The sequence below is a fragment of the Flagellimonas pacifica genome (assembly GCF_900215465.1).
GTDB lineage: Bacteria > Bacteroidota > Bacteroidia > Flavobacteriales > Flavobacteriaceae > Flagellimonas > Flagellimonas pacifica.
Map to the genome: position 1 here is coordinate 296,480 of NZ_OBEH01000001.1, position 20,596 is coordinate 317,075.

The window sequence follows — 20,596 nt, forward strand, 5'->3', positions numbered from 1 at the left end:
AATCCTGTTTTTGTTTGCAGTCGTTTAAACTTATTCTAAATTACAAAGATACGGCTTGGTTGTTATATTAAGAAGTTTGGGTATTGAAAATGAAGATGGTGTGATAGTATAGGGTAATAGTTGGCGTGTATTGAATAAAGGTAAAGGGGAAAAGGGATGGAGGTAAGACGTACGAAGTTGGGTTTATAGATTGTTACATTGTTGAGATTTAAGTGAAGGCTATGGTAAATTTCAAAGCAATTCCTGCCCAGGGTCCCAAAAGTGTTTTTTAAAATCAATAATTTGATTGTCTTTCACCTCAATGCCCTCATTCTCCAAAAGTTGTTGCATTAAACTAGTTCCATCAAAATGGTGTTTCCCAGTAAGTACTCCCACTCTATTTACCACCCTATGTGCCGGCACATCTTTTGCCGCGGAATTGTTCATTGCCCAACCTACCATTCTAGCGCTACGGGCCGCACCCAAATACTTGGCAATGGCACCATAGGAGGTTACTCTACCAAAAGGAATTAGTTTGGCAACTTCGTAAACCTTTTCGAAAAAATTTTGTTCTTCCATATTATTTATAAAAAATACGGATTAAGGTGATTACCAGCAGAACCAACATTAGAGCACTTAAAATATAGTTGGAGTTTTTTGAAAATCGATTGGTCTTGGTCTCTAGCTTATTGAAATAAAATGTGTAGAGATACAACACCGAAAATGTTCCTGTACCGGCGGCCAACACAAAGGTAGTAATATCCCAAGCTTCAAATTTAATCCAGCCCGCCTCGTTCCACATGGCATTCAACCCACTATAATAGGGAATGGTGAGCAAATTGAGTGCAGCCAACAATACTCCTTTAAAAAAACTATTCTTTTTGCTTACCCCAACTTCTTGGAAGTTCTGAGTTTTATTTCTTTTGGCCACAACAAAAAAATAAACGGCAAAAAAGGCAAAAACCACCAAAGCAATCTTTAATAAAATGTCAATTACTTCAGGATTCCGATATAAAAACTTAGAAATAAGGACAGCTATATACGCCTGAACCATTATCATGGAAGATACTCCTAAACTAAAAATGACCCCATTCAGCTTTCCTTTTTCAACACTGGTTTTAGCAGCATTCATATTTAATAGCCCAGGAGGTACCGTTGCCATGAATGCAGCCGAGAAAGTAGCAAAGAAAAGTATTAATACGTGCGTCATTGGCTAGTTTATCCTAAACTGGATGTAGGTAATTGGTTTTCCCTTGTCAAGATACTGATTTTCATAAAAAGTTTGTATTTCCAAAACTTCTGGTGGGCTTCCCGCATTTTTATATACATCATGATTGGAGTACAAAACTTCGTTCCCCTGACCTTGTAAAAGCCCTAGGGTATAACCATGCATGAATTCACTATCGGTTTTTAAATGAACTACTCCCGTCGGTTTAAGGATTTGTTGGTATTTCTTTAGAAATACAGGATTGGTCATACGGTGTTTGGTTCTTTTGTACTTGATTTGCGGATCTGGGAAAGTAATCCAGATTTCATCCACTTCATTTTCAGCAAAAAGGAGATCAACAAGTTCAATCTGCGCCCGTAAAAATGCTGCGTTCCCCAAATCTTCTTCCTGAGCCGATTTAGCTCCACGCCAAAATCGTGCACCTTTAATATCAATCCCAATGTAGTTTTTATTCGGGTTTCGTTGTGCAAGTCCAACAGTATATTCTCCCTTACCACAACCCAGTTCCAAAACTATGGGGTGGTCATTCTTAAAAAAATCGTTCCATTTTCCCTTGAGTTGAAATCCCTCAAGAATTTCTTCTCTTTTTGGCTGAACCACATTGGAAAATGTCTCATTCTCCTTAAATCGTTTTAGTTTGTTCTTACTTCCCACTTAAGCATTTTGAGTTGCGCAAAAATTTAATGTTTTGGCAAAACTAAGGAAATCCAAAGGCAATTCTGATTTTGTTTTTTTGTTAGCATGCAAAGTTCTAAACGTATTCTTGTTGCTCCATTGAATTGGGGCCTTGGGCATGCTACCAGATGTATCCCAATTATACATGCACTTTTGGACCATGGTCACCAGCCCTATTTGGCCTCTGACGGGGTTGCCCTTTCACTTTTACAAAAGGAATTTCCTGATTTGCCCTCTTTTGAATTGCCTTCTTACAGAATTAAATATGCAGAAAAAGGGAGAAACTTTAAGCTTAAAATGATTTGGGATTCGCCCAAAGTGGTCAAGGCCATGTCGAAAGAAAAAAAGAGCATAAAAAAATTGGTGAAAGAGCATCATATTGACGGGATCATCTCTGACAATAGACTTGGTGTTTCTTATAAGAAAATTCCATGCGTCTTCATCACGCACCAGCTCAATGTGCTCTCAGGAAACACCACCTGGATGAGCTCTAAAGCACATCAAAAAATCATTAAAAAGTTTGATGTTTGTTGGGTACCCGATGTGAAAGACAAACCAAATTTAACCGGAAAACTAGGGCATTTAAAAAAACCCAAGATGCATGTAGAATACATTGGCCCTTTGAGTCGTTTTGAAAAGATGGACACAGAACTATCCTATGATCTTATGGTGCTTCTTTCTGGTCCTGAGCCGCAACGTACATTGTTGGAGGAAAAACTTCTGAAAGAACTTCAATTATTTGAAGGAAAAATTCTTTTTGTAAAGGGCAAGATTGAAGCTTCCCAGACCAAAGAAGAAATAAAGACCAAAAAAGGGTCAATGACCCTCTTCAACTTCATGCAATCCAAAGAGCTGGAAACTGCTCTGAATCAATCTTCAAAAGTGCTTTGCCGCTCTGGGTATACCACAGTTATGGATTTGGCAAAAATGGAAAAAAAGGCATTCTTCATTCCCACTCCTGGGCAATACGAGCAAGAATATTTGGCAAGGCGCTTACAAAAACAAAAACTGGTTCCGTACAGCTCTCAAAATGATTTTAGTTTGGATGATATAACTCGAATTGAAAGTTACAAGGGATTGAGCCAATTTGAAACAGCAATTGATTATGCAGGGTTATTTGCAGCTTTTTCTAAGGTAAATGAGAACTCAGAACCTACCCCTTCCTCACTTTCCACATAGATTTTCTCATCATGAGCTTCTATAATATGCTTTACAATAGAGAGTCCAAGTCCAGAACCACCTTCGTTACGGCTTCCACTTTGGTCCACACGATAGAATCTTTCAAATAGTCTTGGAATATGTTGCTCGGGTATTCCATATCCATTATCCGTGACCCTAATTATTACCTTGTTCTTGATCAGGTTTTCTACACTTACTTCCGTGGTTCCATTGGCATGCCCATATTTTATTGAATTTACCAGCAGATTGCTTATCACCTGTTGAATTTTCTCCCTATCCGCATTGACATATATGGGTTCATATTCCATATCAAAAGTTAGCATAATGTCCTTTTGTGCAGCTTTCATTTCCAACAAATCAAATACATTCTGAATAAGTTCCAAAACATTAAAATCTTCGCGCTCCAATTTCAGTTCGCCCACTTCTAGTTTGGTAATCAAATCGAGGTCTTTTACTATGTAGATTAACCTTTCTACTCCTTTATTTGCCCGATTCAGGTACTTTTCTCGAATCTTTTTGTCATTCATTGCACCATCCAACAGGGTAAGAATATAACCTTGAACGGTAAAAAGCGGTGTTTTCAACTCATGGGATACATTTCCTAAAAAGTCTTTCCTGTATTCTTCCTGAATTTTTAAGGTATCTATCTCTATCTTCTTTCCTTGGGCAAATTTTTCAATTTCCTGGGTCAAGGTCTTCATATCTGTGGTAACCGCCCTTGATGAGAATGAAGAAGATTCCAAAAGGGAAACATCATCATATATTTTTTTGACGCGTCTGTAAATAAAGCGTTCAACCCGTATTTGGATTATGGTAAAGGACACTACCAAACAAACCAATGAAAACAGTATAACAAAAAGCCAATCTATCTGGTCTTTATAAACAAGGAATGTTATAAATAATCCGGTAAGGGATACCGTTATTGAAAGAGATGACCAAAAGGCAAATTTATAGGATTTCCTAAGCTGAATAGCCATTACAAGACAAACTTATACCCTACGCCCTTAACAGTTTTAAAGTGATCCTCTCCTATTTTTTCGCGTAATTTCCTAATATGTACATCAATGGTCCGGCCACCAACCACTACCTCATTTCCCCAAACTTTATCTAAAATGACTTCTCTTTTGAATACTTTATTGGGTTTTGAGGTCAATAAGGACAAAAGCTCAAATTCCTTTCTGGGGAGCACTATCTCTTCTCCATCATTAACAATCTTATATTCTTCCCTATTGATTACGATATTGCCAACTTTTACAATATCCTCAGTTTCTGCTTTTTCTTCTTTCAACCTTCTAAGCAGAGCTTTTACCTTGCTTACCAATACTTTGGGTTTTATGGGCTTGGTAATATAGTCATCCGCTCCAGCATCAAAACCAGCTACCTGCGAATAATCTTCACCACGTGCGGTCAAAAAGGTAATTATGGTATTTTCAAGGCCAGGTGTGCTCCTTATAATTTCACAAGCTTCAATGCCATCCATTTCTGGCATCATAACATCTAAAATGATTAGGTGAGGATTCTTCTTTTTGGCCTTGGCTACTCCTTCAGCTCCATTTTTTGCCGTAAAAACCTCGTACCCTTCGGCAGATAGGTTATAGCTTACAATTTCCAGAATATCAGGCTCGTCATCAACAAGTAAAATTTTAATGTCCTTCGTTTTCATGTGATGGTATTTAATGCTTAAAATCGCCCAAATGTAAAGATAATACTATAACCGCATTAATGCTTAACATTCATTTAATGTCGTAACGTTATTGTAACAGTTCCTCAATAAATACTTAACTCGTCCATAACATCGCTTTTACAACCTCTAGCGTTCTTTGCGCCATTCATATTTTATACGTAAATGAAACATATCTTATTGATTTTCACGCTATTTGTAGGGTTACAGATGGGTGCACAAGAGACCACTGGAAGCATTGTGGGCAAAATGACGGACAAAGAGTTAAATGATGAACCTCTAGCATTTGCCAATGTACTCATCAAAGGCACAACACAGGGAACTACTTCTGACTTTGACGGACTCTATGAAATTTCAGGAATTGAACCGGGAGTATATACCATTGTATTTAGTTATTTAGGTTACGAAACTATTGAAATCCCAAATGTTGAGGTTATTGCAGAGAAAGTTACCAATATAGATGTGCCCATGAGCGCATCTTCTGGTTTTGAATTGGACGAAGTAGTGGTGACCACTGTGGCCAGAAAAGATTCTGAAGCCGCTCTATTATTGGATCAAAAGAAATCTATTGAAATAAAGACATCTATAGGTGCACAGGAATTGGCCAGAAAAGGGGTAAGTGATGTGGCTGCCGCTGTAACCAAAACAACAGGTATTTCCAAACAAGAAGGTTCCGGGAACATTTTTGTTCGAGGACTAGGTGATCGCTATAATGTAACGACCATGAATGGTCTTCCCTTACCTTCCAACAATCCTTCTAAGAAAAATATTGACCTTAATATTTTTTCTACCGACATTGTAGAGTCTATCGGAATTGACAAAACTTATGTTGTTAGAAACTATGGAGATTTTGCCGGAGCCAACATTGACATCACCTCAAAAGATTATAAAGGAGATGGTTTTCTAGCTATAAGCATCGGTTCAGGAATTAACACTGAGGCAACATCCGTAGATCAGTTCTATTTAAATGATGGCCCAAATAAATCAGGGTTCTATGATATTATCTATCCTGCTTCTCCACTAAGCAATTACAATTTTACCACAAGTTGGGATAGAACCGAAGCTTCTTCTCCAATAAATCTTGATCTATCATTAAAGGGAGGTGATTCTTTTAAAATTGGTGAAAATGGACTCCTCAGTATCTTTGGAGTTGGGTCATATTCTAATGATTACAACTACAATGAAGGAATCTCCAGAGGAGGTGTCAACGTTTCCGGGCTTTCAAGAAGGGATTATACCTATAACACCTACAAATACAATACAAACACGACTCTTTTAGGCAATGTTGGCTATACCACACCTGAACACAAACTTCTTTACAATGCATTGATGGTAAACACCTCTAGCCAACAACAGCAAGAGTACTTTGGTGTTGTAGATGCCTTTGATTACGCCCCCGAAGGAGGTGCTTTTGTTCAAAGAGCTCTTTTTGATCGAACTGTCCTCATAGTCCATCAACTTTTAGGAGAACACTCCCTTTCCGACCAACTTGAGGTTAACTGGGGTGGGGCTTACAACTTTGTTGAAAATGACATCCCAAACAGAAGACAGGTTATTCTAACACCTGATGATTGGGATGAACCTGAAGGTCCAAAATCTTTTCAACAAACTTTGAATTCATCCGACAATCACCGATTCTACCAAAATCTTGAAGAAGAAGAAGTTGCCGCCAATATGGCAATCACCTACAAATTCAAGGAAGATGGGGAAGAAGGCACCTTTGGAGGAAAATTGACCTTAGGTTACAGTGGAAAATTTAAGACTGTTGATTTTGAGGCCATACAATTCAACTTCAATATCACCCAAAGAAATCCTGACAATTCTCTAGCTGACCAACCTATTATTGATGACATTTATAATGTAGATTCTTATTTCAATCAAGAAAATTTGAATGCAGGACTTTTTAGTATTGCAACTTTTAGGGGTGGATTGGGCACTCCAAATGTTTTGGATCCCCAAACGTATGACGGCACACAGGACATTCATGCGGGTTTCCTAAATCTAGAGTATGCTTTTAATCCTAAATTTACTATTACTGCTGGCTTGCGGGGGGAGCAGATAAACCAATCTATTGAATGGAGTACATCATTAGATCCATCTGGAGATAAAAGTGAATTTGACACTTTTGAAGTATTGCCTTCCCTATCCATCAAGTACGAACTTAATGACAAACAAAATTTAAGGTTTGCAACCAGTAAAACTTATACATTGCCTCAATTTAAGGAAAGGGCACTATTTCAGTTTGAAGAAGTCACCCAAGTATATTTTGGAAACCCCTCCCTTTATGCTTCCACTGACTACAATGTGGATGTGAAATGGGAACTTTTCCCTAAATCCACAGAACTAATATCCCTAGGCTTTTTTGGAAAAATGATTCAAGATCCAATTAATGCAGTTACCGTAAACTCGGCCACAAATGATATCAGTTATGTAAATTCTGGGGATCAAGGCACTGCTTTTGGAGCCGAATTTGAATTAAGGAAAAATCTTTTTGAGAGGGAAACGGAGCTTGAAGATTTCTTTGCTAAAGAAAATCTTACTCTCGGCTTTAATATGTCCTATATGACTTCCGATCAGGATTTAGATTCTGAAAAAGTAATTGAAGAAACCACCGAAGCAGGTATTTTACCATTGAGTGTAGATTTTTCTACTGATAGCGATAGACTTTCTGGAGCTTCTGACTTATTGGTCAATGGAGATTTAAGTTACTATAAAGAATTCAAAAAAGATAAAAACATCTTAGCAACCCTGGCCTACAATTATTTTTCGGACCGAATCTATGCTTTAGGAACAGAAGGAAAGGGAAACTTGGTCGATAAAGGTTTTGGAACACTTGATTTTGTTTTTAGAACAAACTTCAACAAGCACGTTGGGTTATCGTTAACAGCCAAGAACCTATTGAACCCAGAGATTGAACGATCTCAAGAAAACCAAGATATAACGGTGTTATCATATAAAAAAGGACAAAACATAAAACTGTCCCTTACATATAACTTTTAATTAAAGTTAAGATTACTAAAATGTAACTATTTGGACAAACCTAAGTTACACACCAACAATATTTTAGCGCCAAATTAAATTATATAAACTAAATTAAAATGAGAAAAACGACAGCATTAATTATGCTTGTATTGGCTACAACAACATTGATTACTTCTTGTAGTAGCGATGACAACAGTCCGCCAATGACAGATACCTGTTCTAACGGCAAACAAGATGGAGATGAAACTGGAATAGACTGTGGTGGTTCCTGTGACCCGTGCAAAACAAACAATGTACTTTCAGGAGATGTAACAGAAGATGTAACATTGGACGCGTCTATAGAATATGACCTTACTGAAGCTTATGTAGTTAAAGATGGTGCTAGTCTAACCATTCCTGCAGGTACGGTAATCAAAGCATCTGGTGGAACCAATGCATACATTGCAGTAGCTCAAGGAGGTAAGATTTTTGTAAACGGTACTTCCGACAATCCTGTTGTTATGACATCTGCAAGCTCTAATCCAGCAGCCAAAGATTGGGGTGGTTTGGTTATCTGTGGCAAGGCCCCAACTAATGTTGGAGCAACTGCTACCTCAGAAGTAGCCGACCTTACCTACGGAGGCACAGAAGCTGGAGATAGCTCTGGAAGCATCCAATATTTAAGAGTTGAATATACTGGTGCCACTTTTAACGGAAGTAAAGAGTTTAATGGTGTTTCCTTGTTTGGTGTAGGTTCCGGAACTACGTTTAAATATGTGCAATCCTATAATGGTGGTGACGATGGCATTGAATTCTTTGGAGGTACCGTTAACGGAGAGTTCTTAGTATCATTGAACAGTGGTGATGATTCCATTGACTTTGCAGATGGATGGGCAGGTACTGGTTCCAATTGGTACATAGCCGGTGGCGCAAAAGCTGGTATTGAAGGTTCTAATAATGGTGACAATGGTGATGCCGCGCCAGTTACCCAAGCAACATTAAAAAACATTACAGTAGTTGGCCCTGTTGATGAGGGAGCACTTTATTACAAAGAAGGTGGCGGAGATTTCACTATCGATAATTTCTTTATCAGTGGTGTAGATCTTGGTGTAAAAGTAAAAGATGGAGACTCAGAAGCTGCTACACGTTTAGAAGCAGACAAATTAGTCATGACCAATGTACAATTTGTGGATGTTGAAGCAAACTTTGTTTACACAGATTACACAGGCGCCAATACAGATTTTATACAGGAAGGTAGTGCCACTGGAGCAGGAAATGGTGCAGCCGCCCCAAACTGGGCCTCGGGCTGGACTGTTGGCCTTTCCAATAGTGGATCTCAAAAAGGTGAAGTTTTGAGTGGGGATATAACTGGAGAAGTTACCCTAGACGCTTCTAAAGAATACGAATTGACAAGCGCCTATACCGTTAAGGATGGCGGCAAATTGACCATTCCAGCTGGAACCGTAATCAAAGCCACAGGAGGAACAAGTTCCTATATTGCTGTTGCCCAAGGAGGTCAGATTTTTGTAAATGGAACATCGGATAACCCAGTTGTAATGACTTCAGGAAAAGCCATTCCTGCCCCTAAAGATTGGGGAGGCTTGGTAGTCTGCGGAAAAGCCCCAACAAATGTTGGAGAAACTGCCACTTCAGAAGTAGCTGACCTTACTTACGGTGGAGCAATCACAGATGATAACTCCGGTTCTATAAAGTACCTTAGAGTAGAATACACAGGAGCCACTTTTAACAACACTAAAGAATTTAACGGGGTATCTCTATTTGGTGTAGGCTCAGGTACTACTTTCGAATACGTACAATCCTATAATGGAGGAGATGATGGCATTGAGTTCTTTGGTGGTACAGTAAACGGTAAATATTTGGTTTCTATTGGTAGCGGCGATGATTCTATCGATTTTGCTGACGGATGGTCCGGGAATGGAGATTATTGGTATATCGCCGGAGGTGCCAAAGCAGGTATTGAAGGTTCTAACAATGGCGACAATGGTGATGCTACACCTGTAACCACTACAACTTTGAGTAACATTACGGTAGTTGGACCAGTTAGTGAAGGTGCCCTTTATTTCAAAGAAGGTGGCGGAAACTTTACCATCACCAACTTCTACACTAGCGGCGTTAATCTTGGTGTTAAAGTTAAAGATTCCGACACCGAGGCAGGTGTACGACTTGAAGCGGATGCATTATCAATTAACCCAATGCAGTTTGATAATCCTGCCGATGGATTTGTACAAACAGATTATGCTGGTGCAAACCAAGACTTTATTACTGTTGGAAACAATACCGGTGCCGGTAACGGTGCTGCTAAACCTGATTGGGCCAACGGCTGGACCATAGGTATAGAGTAGCAATAACATAAATAAGTTTAAAAAGCCCCGCTTCACGGGGCTTTTTTTTGCACTTCATCGAAAAGTGTGGGTTTTTTCCTTAGGCTAGCCCTAATCAGACATCAAATTATTTATATTTGTGGCATAGCCTTTGTAACCAATACTTTATGAAGCACCTTTACCTTGTCTTATTCTTTTTTGTTTGCTCTCTTGGATTCTCACAGAATTCCCAAGCCAGCGCCGATATTGACGGGTTTAAGTTGTATCCCAATCCGGTTACTTATGGTAAGGTCTTTATAGAAACTTCTAATAATTCCCCAAAACAGATTCTTATTTTTGACGTTCTAGGAACGCAAGTGCTTAAAACCACTATTTTGGGCAAGGAGCTTAATCTTTCTAATTTGGATAAAGGTGTTTATATTCTTCGGGTTGTAGAAAATAATAAGGTCGCTACTAGAAAGCTCATTATCAAGTAATTTTAAAGGCTATAGCTGGTTTTTGAATCTAAAACATCATTTTTTCTTACTTCACCTACATAATTCTTTGTTTCACAACATTTTATAGCTCTTTTTAACGAGTTTACATACTTTTATATTGCTAATTATCCCCAAATCAGCATTTATGAAGAAAATCTACTTTGTTCTCATTATGGCTCTACCTATATTATCTTACGGTCAAGAATTGGTCAGTGTAAACACTGAACAAGTACAAGAACTACAGGGTTTTAAAATGTACCCCAATCCCGTTTATGGCGATGAAGTATATGTTACAACCGCTACCAACGGAAGTAAACAGATTAAAATCTACGACGTTTTTGGAGAGGTTGTACTCACGGATAAAATTTCAACCAACACTCTAAATATTTCAAGACTGGTTCCTGGAGTATATGTGCTCCAAGTAACAGAACAGAAAAAAACAATGACCCGAAAGCTGGTCGTAAAATAAAACTATCTCAACCTCATAAAAAGGCCCTTCAATTGAAGGGCCTTTTTATTTTAGGTACTTTTGCAACGCTTATGGATAGGATAAACACGGAACATATTTTTTCTATTTCCACGCCCACAGAATTTGAGTCATTGGCATTGGAAATTTTTAGATTTCAGTACAAAAACAATCCTACATATCAAACCTATTGCGGACACCTAAAAAAATCCCCTTCCAATGTTCTCAAAGTTGAAGAAATTCCATTTCTACCCATTGAATTCTTTAAAACGCACAAAATAAGTTCCTCCTCTAAAAAACCAGAAGCAATTTTTGAAAGCAGTGGTACTACAGTGGGAACGACCAGCAAACATTATGTTTCTGAAATTGAAATGTATCAAAAGAGTTATAGAAAAGGTTTTACCGCATTTTATGGCCCTATTGAACACTACTGCGTCTTGGCCTTGCTGCCATCATATTTAGAGCGTGTAGGTTCGTCATTAGTTTACATGGCCAACGATTTTGTGACTCATTCTCAGCATCCAGATAGCGGGTTTTATTTATACAACCTCAATACACTGCATAAAAAATTGTTTCAGTTAGAAAAAGAGCAGACAAAGACCTTACTAATAGGTGTTTCTTTTGCACTTCTGGATTTAGCAGAACAATTTCCTATGAATTTGAAACATACTTTTGTCATGGAAACTGGTGGTATGAAAGGAAGGCGAAAAGAATTGATTCGGGAAGAATTGCATTCCATTCTTAAAAATGCTTTTGGTGTTTCCCGTATTCATTCTGAATATGGGATGACAGAGTTGCTCTCGCAAGCCTATTCTTTAGGTGATGGCTTGTTCAAATGCCCTTCATGGATGAAAGTTATGACTCGCAATACCGAAGACCCTCTTTCTGTTCAATCCTTTGGAAAAACTGGTGGAATAAATGTCATTGATTTGGCCAACGTGTATTCTTGCTCCTTTATAGCCACACAAGATTTAGGAAAAACCAATGAAAATGGAACTTTTGAAGTTCTGGGTAGGTTTGATTACTCCGATGTTAGGGGATGCAACTTAATGGCGCTTTAATCCTTGGTATAGAACAACCCAATTTCATCATCCGCAATATCAGGGTTATCCACAAATATGAGATTTAGTGAATTCCCTTCTATATCATAGGTATAGAGCCTCCCATTTATGTTTATGGTACTGCCATTATTTATAAATGTGTAAGTCCCAGATTCGGCAACAAACCAGGTATCATCAGTATTTTCAACAATAACCCTTTGCTCAGAACTATCAAACGTTAGTTTATGTCCGCTAAAGTCAAAGTCCTCACCAAAACCACAAAAACAACTCGCTTTATTTAAAACCCATGTTCCGTTCAACGCCGCATCAACCACATCATCATCAGAGGAACAACTGTTAAAAACAAACAATAAGGTAAAAAGAAAGACAGCTTTCCTCATTTAAAAAAATATTGATTCCTTATGTAGATGGGCAGTCTTGCTAAACGTTGCGCAAATTAATCCACGACCAAAACAAAATAATTTTTCTTTCCCCGCTGTAGCAAAACAAATTTGTTGTTAACTAAGTCGGTTTCTGAAATAAGGTAATCTTCTTTTACTTTTTGTTTATTGACCGAAATGGAATTCTGCTTCAATTCCCTTCTAGCTTCTCCATTAGATCCCAAAAAACCTGTTTTAGCGGCTAAGGCACCTATCATATCCAATCCAGGGCTTAGTTCACTTTTAGACACATGGGCCTGTGGCACTCCCTCAAAAACATCCAAAAAAGTTTTTTCATCCAGCTGTTTTAAATCTTCAGAAGTTGACTTGCCAAACAAAATGTTACTTGCCTTGATGGCGTTTTCCAAATCGGCCTTGGAATGGACCATGGTAGTGATTTCTTCTGCCAATCGTTTTTGCAAGGCCCTACGATGTGGTTCTTCCTTATGGGCAACTACCAACCCCTCAATTTCAGTTTGACTTAAAAACGTAAAGATTTTGATATATTTCTCTGCATCTTCGTCAGATGTGTTCAACCAGTACTGATAAAATTTATATGGAGAGGTCCTTTCTGCATCCAACCAAACATTTCCGCCCTCAGTTTTCCCAAATTTGGCCCCATCAGCTTTGGTAATCAATGGGCAGGTCAAAGCAAAACCTTTTCCTCCTCCAATTCGTCTTATAAGCTCGGTTCCCGTGGTAATATTTCCCCATTGGTCGCTCCCTCCCATCTGAAGAGTACAGTTATGGTTCTGAAACAGGTATAGAAAGTCGTATCCCTGCACCAACTGATAGGTGAATTCAGTAAAGGACATTCCTTCTTTGGCATCAGAAGAAAGCCGTTTTTTTACAGAATCCTTGGCCATCATATAATTAACAGTGATGTGTTTTCCAACATCTCTTATGAAATCAAGGAATGAAAAATCCTTCATCCAATCATAATTGTTCACCAAAACCGCTGCATTTTCCGTATCGCTTTCAAAATCCAAAAATCGACTCAACTGTTCTTTTATGGCCTCCTGGTTATGTCGAAGTGTCTTTTCATCCAAAAGATTACGTTCTGCAGATTTTCCAGATGGATCACCGATCATTCCCGTTGCGCCACCTACCAAAGCAAATGGTTTATGGCCAGCCAACTGAAAATGCCTAAGCATCATTACACTTACTAAATGCCCAATATGCAAAGAGTCTGCCGTGGGGTCAATACCAACATAGGCTGCTTGCATTCCTTCCATTAGGTGTTCTTCAGCACCGGGCATGATATCATGCACCATTCCTCTCCATTGCAGTTCTTGTACAAAATTCTTTGTCATTGTAATCTTTTAGAATAGTTGCAAATATAAAATGAAGTTCTTACATCCCTGAATAAATCCAATACAAATGGTATTTTTACGAAATGATTTTGGTTACCGGAGGTACTGGTTTAATAGGTTCGCATTTGTTGTTTCATTTGGTTAAAAGTGGAAAAAGCGTCAAAGCATCCTATAGGAATAAAGATACAATCCATAAGGTTTCCAAAGTTTTTGGGTACTACTCAGATACCCCATCTGATTTTATTGATAAAATAACTTGGATACAGGCCGATATATCTGATATAGAAGCTCTTCGAGGCCTTTTTACAGATATTGAATATGTGTACCATTGTGCTGCCCTGATTTCTTTTGATCCAAAAGATTATGCCCGTCTTGTAAAAATCAATATTGAAGGCACAGCAAATGTTGTCAATCTTTGTTTGGAACATCACATTAAAAAATTATGCTATATAAGCTCTATCGCTGCAATTGGGTCAAGTCTTAAAGACAAGGAGACAACTGAGGAAAATGAGTGGAACGATAGCAATGTTTCTGTTTATGGTCTTACAAAACATGATGCTGAACTGGAAGTTTGGCGTGGCTCCCAAGAAGGTCTGTCCGTGGTAGTGGTAAACCCAGGTGTGGTTTTAGGGCCAGGTTTTTGGAATTCTGGTAGTGGAACTTTTTTCAGGCATGCTTCTAAAGGGAAAAAATCCTTTATTCCTGGTGGAACCGGATTTGTCACTATTCACGATGTGATTAATGCTATGACACTTCTCATGGAATCCCAAATAGTACGTGAACGGTTTATTTTGGTGAATGAAAACCTAACCTATCAACAGATTTTCCAGAAAATTGCAATTAGCCTTGGAGTGGAGCCTCCTCGTAAAAAGATTCCTTTCTGGATGCTTGAATGTTTGTGGAGAACAGATTGGCTGCGGAGTAAACTTAGGGGAAAAAGAAGAAGACTTACCAAAAGTATGGTGAAAGGATTATATCATCAGGAGATGTACAACACTGACAAAATTAAAAAAGCAATTAGTTTTGAGTTTGGTGACTTGAACGCAATGATAGACTTCTGCTCCGAGAAATTTAGAAACTAAGTGTTTGGGGATTTCTTTTTATCCTTATTTGATTTCTTCAAAGAATCATTTTTCTTTTCTCGTGATTTTCTTATACTATCTGTTTTCTTTTGCTCTTTCTCCTTGATTGCGTTTTTTTTCTTTTCAAGGATAGCTTCCACCTTTTCATAAATTTCTTGATATTCCAAAGGAATGGACGCATAATATAAATCGCTTTGCGAAAATTGGACACTGTCAATTTGATGCTTCCTATAAAGAAACTCCATGATTTTTATATCGTTGTTGTCCAATACATGTTTGAAAGATGATTTGGTAGCATTGAGCACTGCTAAATCATGAAGAATAAGTGTCATTTTTTCTTTGGGAATAAGATTCTCTGGCTCTTCCACCACTTTCTCCCCACAAGAGAACAAAAGCACTCCAAAAAACAACAATACAATCTTTCTCAAATCTTTACCTATTGAATGTGAGCCTTTTGGCATTTTTGGTTTTTCCGAAACTTCCGTTGTCATATGCCAGATATCCATTAACAAAAGTACGCATCACTTGAGAGTCAAATGTAATACCTTCAAACGGTGACCAACCACATTTATACAAAACATTATCCTTTTTAACTTCAATTTGTGAATCTCGATTTACCTGAACCAAATCGGCATAATACCCCTCTTTAATAAAACCTCTCCTATCAATATCAAAGAGTTTGGCCGGGTTATGGCACATTTTTTCAACCAGCTTTTCTAGGCTGATTTTTCCCTCTTTCTCCTTCTGGAGCATGGCCTGCAATGCATGTTGCACTAAAGGCCCACCAGATGGTGCTTTAGTGTATGGATTATCTTTTTCTCCTATAGTATGAGGAGCATGGTCTGTTGCAACCACATCTATGCGGTCATCTAAAAGTGCCTCCCACAGTTTTTCTCTGTCCGTTTTTGTCTTTACAGCAGGGTTCCATTTGATCAAAGTTCCTTTTTCTTTGTAATCCTCATCAGAAAACCAAAGATGATGTATGCAAACTTCAGAGGTAATCTTCTTTTCCTCCAAAGGGACAGTGTTCGTGAACAAGTCGGTTTCAATACCCGTTGAAACATGAAAAACATGAAGTCTAGCTCCCGTTTTTTTGGCCAAAGCTATTGCTTTTGACGAAGAGAGATAACAGGCCTCCTCACTTCTGATGATTGGATGAAACTTTACAGGAATGTTATCACCGTATTGTTGTTGGTACTTCGCCATATTTGCTCTAATCGTGGATTCATCCTCACAATGAGCAGAAATTACCATATCTGTATTGCTGAAAATCTTTTCTAGGACCACCTCATTATCCACCAACATGTTTCCTGTTGAGGAGCCCAAAAACAATTTCACTCCTGAACATGCGTTTTTATCCAGTTTTTTTAACTCCTCTAAGTTATCGTTGGTACCTCCAAACAAAAAGGAATAATTGGCGAAAGAATCCTTGGCCGCGATTGAAAATTTTTCCTCAAGTTTTTCAATGGTAGTAGTTTGCGGATTGGTATTGGGTTGCTCCATAAAAGTGGTTATCCCTCCAGCCAGAGCAGCTCTGCTCTCCGAAGCAATATTACCTTTATGGGTAAGTCCTGGCTCCCTAAAATGAACCTGGTCATCAATAACCCCTGGCAACAAAAGGTTTCCTTTTAAATCGATTACATTGGCATTATCATCGGAGATGTTACTATCCAACCGCTCAATAACATCACCATTTAGAAGCACATCGGTCTCAAAAATTGTATTCTCGTTGACGGCTGTCGCATTCTTTAATATGGTTTTTGGCATCCTAAAAACTCTTTTTGAAAAATATACTTCTAAACTTCATCGCAATCACTCCAAAAATCGCTTCCCTAATAATAGCGGAATTCATTTTTGATTTTCCATTTATTCTATCCGTAAAAATGATGGAAACTTCTTCAATATTATATCCTTTTAGATAGGCCCTGAACTTCATTTCAATTTGAAAAGCATACCCAATAAATCGAACAGCATCAAGATTTATATTTTCCAGCACTTCCCTTTTATAACAGACAAAACCTGCGGTTGGATCATGAACTTTCATTCCAGTGATAAACTTTACATAGAATGAGGCTCCATAGGACAATAATATTCTAAAAAGAGGCCAGTTTACAACATTAACTCCTTTTTTATATCTAGACCCAACTGCTACATCAGCATCGTTTAAGCATGCCCGATGCAATCTGGACAAATCTGCCGGGCGATGGGAAAAATCGGCATCCATTTCAAAAATATATTCATACTCCCTTTGTAACGCCCATTTAAATCCATGTATGTATGCGGTCCCCAAGCCAGATTTTTCTTTTCGCACCTCAAGGAATAATCGGTCTGAAAACTGCTCTTGTAGAGCCCTCACATTTGCCGCGGTACCATCTGGAGAGTTATCATCAACAACAAGAATGTGAAAATCTTTCTTTAGGTCGAAAACCGTTTTTATGATGGCCTCAATGTTTTCAATTTCATTGAAAGTGGGTATAATGACTAAACCGTCTGGCATTCGCACAAGATTAGAAAACAAAAATACGGTTTTCTATCTTGCGTTTACAAATTGTTGTATGTATTGCCGCACACCTTGTTATTCAATATTTGTAACTTTGAACCCTATAAAATTCATTTGATGACCCAAAAGTTTCCCAGACTTTTTTTCATTCTTCTGGCCGTTCTTTTTACTCTGAATCTTATTCAAAGTCATTTCACGGAACTTATGTATGATGAGGCTTACTATTGGTATTACTCCCAAAATCTTGATTGGGGGTATTTTGACCATCCTCCCATGATGGCTTTTTTAATTGAAATAAGTAGTTGGTTTTTTAAAGGCGAATTAGGAGTACGGTTCATGAGTTGTGTCCTCTCCATAGGAGTTTACATGATTTTATGGCTGCTTATTGACAACAAAAAAAAGAAGGATTATGTAGTGCATTTTTTTCTTCTAATGTTTTCGATGACTTTGATGAATGCCTATGGGTTTCTTACACTCCCAGATACTCCATTGCTCTTTTTTACAGCTCTTTTCTTGCTGAGCTATAAGTATTTTTTGGAAAAACCCACTGTCTGGATTTCCATTTTTATGGGTACTGTAATGGCAGCCTTAATGTATAGTAAGTACCATGCTGTGCTGGTGATTTTATTTGTTTTTCTTTCCAATGTTAAGCTTGTTAAGGATTGGAGAGCTTGGTTAGCCGTAATTGTTGCTTTGATTTGTTACACTCCACATTTTGTCTGGTTGTACCAACATGATTTTGTTTCAATAAAATATCACCTTTATGAACGTCCAAATCAGGCATACTCGTTTTCCAAGTTTACATTAGGGTATTTTGTAAACCTTGTTGCCATTTTTGGATTGCTTTTTTATTGGGTCTATTTATCCCTTATCAAAACCAAAACAACTGATAGATTTACCAAAGCACTTAAGTATTTGACCTATGGAGTGCTTATTTTCTTTTTCATATCAAGTTTTAACCGTAGGGTACAAACACAATGGATTATTGTTATTTCCATTCCTATGGCCATTATCGCCTTTAATTATCTTTTGGAAAATACCAAAAGTAGAAAATGGATGTATCGTATGGGAATAGTCAGTTTTGTTCTTCTATTGTATGCTAGAGTTTGGATGATGCATCAACCTTTATTCCCTATCTTCTTTGAAACTCATGGCAATAAACAATGGGTTTCTTCATTGAACTCTAAGGCAGGAGACATTCCAATAGTCTTTGAGAATTCCTATAGATTAGCCCCTATGTATGAGTTTTACTCCGGAAACCCTGCTTTTTCCCTTAACAATCACATGTACAGAAAAAATCAATATTCCATTGATGATTCGGAAGAAAGGGTAAGAGGGGAAAAAATACTTTATTCTGCTTATTATAGGAATAGTGGCGATATTTCATATCAACATGCCGATGGCACTGTTTTTCATGGCGTCTTTATAGATGATTTTAAATCGTACCGTAAACTACAATGTATTGTAGAGAAGAATCATGACCCTTTACAATATCATTTAAAGGTTTTTAATCCTTATGATTTTGACATCCCTCTTGATGAATTAAAATATACAGTTGCATATTCCAATAAATATAAAGAGGTAAAAGAAATGAAGTCTTTAAAGGTACAACCATTGTACCCGCACCAAGCAATGCTAAAGTCTAGAGATACGGCTTTTTTTAATTTTCAATTACCACTAACAAAAATGGAAAGTCCTGGTTATTTTAGAATTGGAATATCTGAAAATGGCCTATTGCCAGGATTAAATGGCAAGCCAATAAAAATTACAGAATGAATCCAATTTATAAAGCAGTTGAATCCTTAGATTGGATAACCATTGTACTTTTTTTTAGCATGGTTGTACTTGCTTTGGGAAAATATCTGTTTCAAAGTAGATTCTGGAATTTTATGATTTTGCCCTTTAACAACAGATATGTCGTGCTTTACAATAAGAAAGGTCAATTATTGAACTGGTTTCATATTCTATTGACCATATTTCAACTGGTCAATCTTTCACTTTTCGTCTTTTTGCTTCAAAAAGATCTGTTCAACCTTTCTTCCCAGTCCCCTGTCCAGTATTTTTTCACCATAATGGGGGTCTTGGTCCTTTTTCAAATTATAAAAGTGCTTCTTCAATTTACCAAAGGCTTTGTCTTTAATACCATGGAACTTGTTTCTGAATTATCATTCAGTAAAATCACCTACTTAAACTATAGTAGTTTAATAATGTTCATAAGCAATATTGTTCTTGTATACATTTTTAAAGATTCAAAGATTGTACTTTATACTGCCTTAATCTTAATTGTTTCCATTAATCTCATTGGTGTGGCAAAGCTGTTGAAGAACCATCAAAAAGCCATAATTTCTTACTTTTTATATTTTATTTTGTACCTTTGCGCACTCGAAATTGCACCCTTAGTGATAGTTGGAAGCTATCTAAAAGACTGAAAGCTTATGAAAGTAAAAACAATTTTGGTTTCCCAACCTGAACCCAAAATCGAAAACTCCCCCTATTCACGCTTAATTGAAAAAGAAAAAGTAAAAGTGGATTTCAGGCCTTTTATTCATGTAGAGGGCGTGGAGGCAAAAAGCGTAAGGCAACAAAAAATTGATTTGAACAATTTTACTGCCATTATTCTTACTAGCAGAAATTCAGTTGATCACTTTTTCAGAATAGCCGAGGAAATGCGTTTCAAGGTTCCTGATTCCATGAAGTATTTCTGCCAATCTGAAGCTGTAGCTTACTACCTTCAAAAATATGTGGTATACCGCAAGCGTAAAATATATGTAGGTAAGCGAACCTTCAACGAGTTGGTTCCCCTTATAAAAAAGTATAAGGATGAAAAGTTTCTATTGCCTTCTTCAGACACACTTAAAGCTATAGTGCCCTTAGCGCTAGATGAATTGGGTGTTGATTGGAAGAGAGGTATTTTCTATAAAACCGTAATCAGTGATTTATCTGATTTAAGAAAAGTCACTTACGATGTTTTGGTATTCTTTAGTCCTTCCGGGATTGAATCACTCTTGAAGAATTTTCCAGATTTTGAGCAAAACGATACCAGAATTGCTGTTTTTGGAAACAGTACGGTAAAAGCTGCTACTGAAGCTGGTTTACGAATAGATATTCAAGCGCCAACTCCTGAAACGCCGTCTATGACCATGGCTTTGCAGAAGTACATTACCAGCGTAAACAAATAGTTCAGTATTTATATAATAAATAAAGGCCCGATTCTTGGAATCGGGCCTTTTCATT

The 20,596-nt window shown here is 37.6% G+C and carries 20 protein-coding genes; 10 read left to right on the forward strand and 10 right to left on the reverse strand.

Going from position 1 to position 20,596, the window contains the following annotated elements; genetic code table 11:
* Window positions 1–231: 231 nt before the first annotated feature.
* The 3 genes from CRO15_RS01290 to trmB are packed head-to-tail and all read right to left on the reverse strand — an operon-like array spanning window position 232 to window position 1,861.
* Window positions 232–558, reverse strand: coding sequence for an MGMT family protein (locus tag CRO15_RS01290; protein ID WP_097043918.1), 327 nt, complete (start codon window positions 556–558; stop codon window positions 232–234).
* 1 nt (window position 559) lies between these two features.
* Window positions 560–1,189, reverse strand: a complete 630-nt coding sequence (locus CRO15_RS01295) for a LysE family transporter (protein ID WP_097043919.1) — start codon at window positions 1,187–1,189, stop codon at window positions 560–562.
* Window positions 1,190–1,192: 3 nt separating this feature from the next.
* The gene (gene trmB / locus CRO15_RS01300; protein ID WP_097043920.1) at window positions 1,193–1,861 is read right to left on the reverse strand and encodes a tRNA (guanosine(46)-N7)-methyltransferase TrmB; all 669 of its coding nucleotides are present in this window, start codon (window positions 1,859–1,861) and stop codon (window positions 1,193–1,195) included.
* 87 nt (window positions 1,862–1,948) lie between these two features.
* On the opposite strand from trmB, the gene CRO15_RS01305 reads away from it, so the two are divergent.
* Window positions 1,949–3,061, forward strand: coding sequence for a glycosyltransferase (locus tag CRO15_RS01305; RefSeq protein ID WP_097043921.1), 1,113 nt, complete (start codon window positions 1,949–1,951; stop codon window positions 3,059–3,061).
* On the opposite strand, the gene CRO15_RS01310 is transcribed toward CRO15_RS01305, so the two are convergent.
* The gene (locus CRO15_RS01310; protein WP_097043922.1) at window positions 2,986–4,038 is read right to left on the reverse strand and encodes a sensor histidine kinase; all 1,053 of its coding nucleotides are present in this window, start codon (window positions 4,036–4,038) and stop codon (window positions 2,986–2,988) included. The two genes, CRO15_RS01305 and CRO15_RS01310, sit on opposite strands and share 76 nt — an antisense overlap.
* Window positions 4,038–4,724 carry a response regulator transcription factor gene (locus CRO15_RS01315; RefSeq protein ID WP_097043923.1) on the reverse strand — a complete coding sequence of 229 codons (687 nt, stop codon included), beginning with the start codon at window positions 4,722–4,724 and terminating at the stop codon, window positions 4,038–4,040. Before CRO15_RS01315 ends, CRO15_RS01310 begins: the two co-directional genes overlap by 1 nt.
* Before the next feature lie 183 nt (window positions 4,725–4,907).
* Between CRO15_RS01315 and CRO15_RS01320 the strand changes: the two genes are divergently transcribed.
* From CRO15_RS01320 to CRO15_RS01340, 5 genes are all read left to right on the forward strand, one after another.
* The gene (locus CRO15_RS01320; RefSeq protein ID WP_097043924.1) at window positions 4,908–7,742 is read left to right on the forward strand and encodes a TonB-dependent receptor; all 2,835 of its coding nucleotides are present in this window, start codon (window positions 4,908–4,910) and stop codon (window positions 7,740–7,742) included.
* 98 nt (window positions 7,743–7,840) lie between these two features.
* Window positions 7,841–10,066 carry a hypothetical protein gene (locus tag CRO15_RS19845; RefSeq protein ID WP_207763785.1) on the forward strand — a complete coding sequence of 742 codons (2,226 nt, stop codon included), beginning with the start codon at window positions 7,841–7,843 and terminating at the stop codon, window positions 10,064–10,066.
* Between the two features lie 146 nt (window positions 10,067–10,212).
* Window positions 10,213–10,521 (forward strand): T9SS type A sorting domain-containing protein, encoded by a 309-nt coding sequence (locus CRO15_RS01330; protein ID WP_097043925.1) that lies wholly within the window; start codon window positions 10,213–10,215, stop codon window positions 10,519–10,521.
* Window positions 10,522–10,666: 145 nt separating this feature from the next.
* The gene (locus tag CRO15_RS01335) at window positions 10,667–10,990 is read left to right on the forward strand and encodes a T9SS type A sorting domain-containing protein (RefSeq protein ID WP_097043926.1); all 324 of its coding nucleotides are present in this window, start codon (window positions 10,667–10,669) and stop codon (window positions 10,988–10,990) included.
* Between the two features lie 71 nt (window positions 10,991–11,061).
* The gene (locus CRO15_RS01340) at window positions 11,062–12,048 is read left to right on the forward strand and encodes a LuxE/PaaK family acyltransferase (RefSeq protein WP_097043927.1); all 987 of its coding nucleotides are present in this window, start codon (window positions 11,062–11,064) and stop codon (window positions 12,046–12,048) included.
* Here the strand turns inward: CRO15_RS01340 and CRO15_RS01345 are convergent.
* A complete protein-coding gene (locus tag CRO15_RS01345; protein ID WP_097043928.1) occupies window positions 12,045–12,428 on the reverse strand; it encodes a hypothetical protein in 384 nt (127 codons plus the stop codon). The two genes, CRO15_RS01340 and CRO15_RS01345, sit on opposite strands and share 4 nt — an antisense overlap.
* Window positions 12,429–12,484: 56 nt before the next feature.
* On the reverse strand, window positions 12,485–13,780 hold the full coding sequence (tyrS, locus tag CRO15_RS01350; protein ID WP_097043929.1) for a tyrosine--tRNA ligase: 1,296 nt from the start codon (window positions 13,778–13,780) through the stop codon (window positions 12,485–12,487).
* Between the two features lie 83 nt (window positions 13,781–13,863).
* Here tyrS and CRO15_RS01355 point away from each other — a divergent pair, with 83 nt between their 5' ends.
* A complete protein-coding gene (locus CRO15_RS01355; RefSeq protein ID WP_097043930.1) occupies window positions 13,864–14,862 on the forward strand; it encodes an SDR family NAD(P)-dependent oxidoreductase in 999 nt (332 codons plus the stop codon).
* Here the strand turns inward: CRO15_RS01355 and CRO15_RS01360 are convergent.
* From CRO15_RS01360 to CRO15_RS01370, 3 genes are read right to left on the reverse strand one after another with little or no spacing between them, the layout of a single operon-like run.
* On the reverse strand, window positions 14,859–15,323 hold the full coding sequence (locus CRO15_RS01360; protein ID WP_243396874.1) for a DUF4296 domain-containing protein: 465 nt from the start codon (window positions 15,321–15,323) through the stop codon (window positions 14,859–14,861). The genes CRO15_RS01355 and CRO15_RS01360 overlap by 4 nt on opposite strands.
* Window positions 15,295–16,629 (reverse strand): dihydroorotase, encoded by a 1,335-nt coding sequence (locus CRO15_RS01365; protein ID WP_097043931.1) that lies wholly within the window; start codon window positions 16,627–16,629, stop codon window positions 15,295–15,297. Before CRO15_RS01365 ends, CRO15_RS01360 begins: the two co-directional genes overlap by 29 nt.
* 1 nt (window position 16,630) lies before the next feature.
* Window positions 16,631–17,359 (reverse strand): polyprenol monophosphomannose synthase, encoded by a 729-nt coding sequence (locus tag CRO15_RS01370; protein ID WP_097043932.1) that lies wholly within the window; start codon window positions 17,357–17,359, stop codon window positions 16,631–16,633.
* 120 nt (window positions 17,360–17,479) lie between these two features.
* Between CRO15_RS01370 and CRO15_RS01375 the strand changes: the two genes are divergently transcribed.
* The 3 genes from CRO15_RS01375 to CRO15_RS01385 are packed head-to-tail and all read left to right on the forward strand — an operon-like array spanning window position 17,480 to window position 20,541.
* Window positions 17,480–19,138 carry an ArnT family glycosyltransferase gene (locus tag CRO15_RS01375; RefSeq protein WP_097043933.1) on the forward strand — a complete coding sequence of 553 codons (1,659 nt, stop codon included), beginning with the start codon at window positions 17,480–17,482 and terminating at the stop codon, window positions 19,136–19,138.
* Window positions 19,135–19,791, forward strand: coding sequence for a DUF4271 domain-containing protein (locus CRO15_RS01380; protein ID WP_097043934.1), 657 nt, complete (start codon window positions 19,135–19,137; stop codon window positions 19,789–19,791). The genes CRO15_RS01375 and CRO15_RS01380 overlap by 4 nt, the downstream gene beginning before the upstream one ends.
* 6 nt (window positions 19,792–19,797) lie before the next feature.
* Complete coding sequence (locus tag CRO15_RS01385; RefSeq protein WP_097043935.1) at window positions 19,798–20,541, forward strand: uroporphyrinogen-III synthase; 744 nt, start codon at window positions 19,798–19,800, stop codon at window positions 20,539–20,541.
* The last annotated feature ends 55 nt before the right edge of the window (window positions 20,542–20,596 follow it).

Excerpts from the sequence above, each read along its gene's own strand:
- CRO15_RS01290 (WP_097043918.1), bottom strand. The coding sequence starts at position 558 with ATGGAAGAACAAAATTTTTTCGAAAAGGTTTACGAAGTTGCCAAACTA.
- CRO15_RS01295 (WP_097043919.1), bottom strand. The coding sequence starts at position 1,189 with ATGACGCACGTATTAATACTTTTCTTTGCTACTTTCTCGGCTGCATTC.
- CRO15_RS01305 (WP_097043921.1), top strand. The coding sequence starts at position 1,949 with ATGCAAAGTTCTAAACGTATTCTTGTTGCTCCATTGAATTGGGGCCTT.
- CRO15_RS01310 (WP_097043922.1), bottom strand. The coding sequence starts at position 4,038 with ATGGCTATTCAGCTTAGGAAATCCTATAAATTTGCCTTTTGGTCATCT.
- CRO15_RS01315 (WP_097043923.1), bottom strand. The coding sequence starts at position 4,724 with ATGAAAACGAAGGACATTAAAATTTTACTTGTTGATGACGAGCCTGAT.
- CRO15_RS01320 (WP_097043924.1), top strand. The coding sequence starts at position 4,908 with ATGAAACATATCTTATTGATTTTCACGCTATTTGTAGGGTTACAGATG.
- CRO15_RS19845 (WP_207763785.1), top strand. The coding sequence starts at position 7,841 with ATGAGAAAAACGACAGCATTAATTATGCTTGTATTGGCTACAACAACA.
- CRO15_RS01330 (WP_097043925.1), top strand. The coding sequence starts at position 10,213 with ATGAAGCACCTTTACCTTGTCTTATTCTTTTTTGTTTGCTCTCTTGGA.
- CRO15_RS01335 (WP_097043926.1), top strand. The coding sequence starts at position 10,667 with ATGAAGAAAATCTACTTTGTTCTCATTATGGCTCTACCTATATTATCT.
- CRO15_RS01340 (WP_097043927.1), top strand. The coding sequence starts at position 11,062 with ATGGATAGGATAAACACGGAACATATTTTTTCTATTTCCACGCCCACA.
- CRO15_RS01345 (WP_097043928.1), bottom strand. The coding sequence starts at position 12,428 with ATGAGGAAAGCTGTCTTTCTTTTTACCTTATTGTTTGTTTTTAACAGT.
- tyrS (WP_097043929.1), bottom strand. The coding sequence starts at position 13,780 with ATGACAAAGAATTTTGTACAAGAACTGCAATGGAGAGGAATGGTGCAT.
- CRO15_RS01355 (WP_097043930.1), top strand. The coding sequence starts at position 13,864 with ATGATTTTGGTTACCGGAGGTACTGGTTTAATAGGTTCGCATTTGTTG.
- CRO15_RS01360 (WP_243396874.1), bottom strand. The coding sequence starts at position 15,323 with ATGCCAAAAGGCTCACATTCAATAGGTAAAGATTTGAGAAAGATTGTA.
- CRO15_RS01365 (WP_097043931.1), bottom strand. The coding sequence starts at position 16,629 with ATGCCAAAAACCATATTAAAGAATGCGACAGCCGTCAACGAGAATACA.
- CRO15_RS01370 (WP_097043932.1), bottom strand. The coding sequence starts at position 17,359 with ATGCCAGACGGTTTAGTCATTATACCCACTTTCAATGAAATTGAAAAC.
- CRO15_RS01375 (WP_097043933.1), top strand. The coding sequence starts at position 17,480 with ATGACCCAAAAGTTTCCCAGACTTTTTTTCATTCTTCTGGCCGTTCTT.
- CRO15_RS01380 (WP_097043934.1), top strand. The coding sequence starts at position 19,135 with ATGAATCCAATTTATAAAGCAGTTGAATCCTTAGATTGGATAACCATT.
- CRO15_RS01385 (WP_097043935.1), top strand. The coding sequence starts at position 19,798 with ATGAAAGTAAAAACAATTTTGGTTTCCCAACCTGAACCCAAAATCGAA.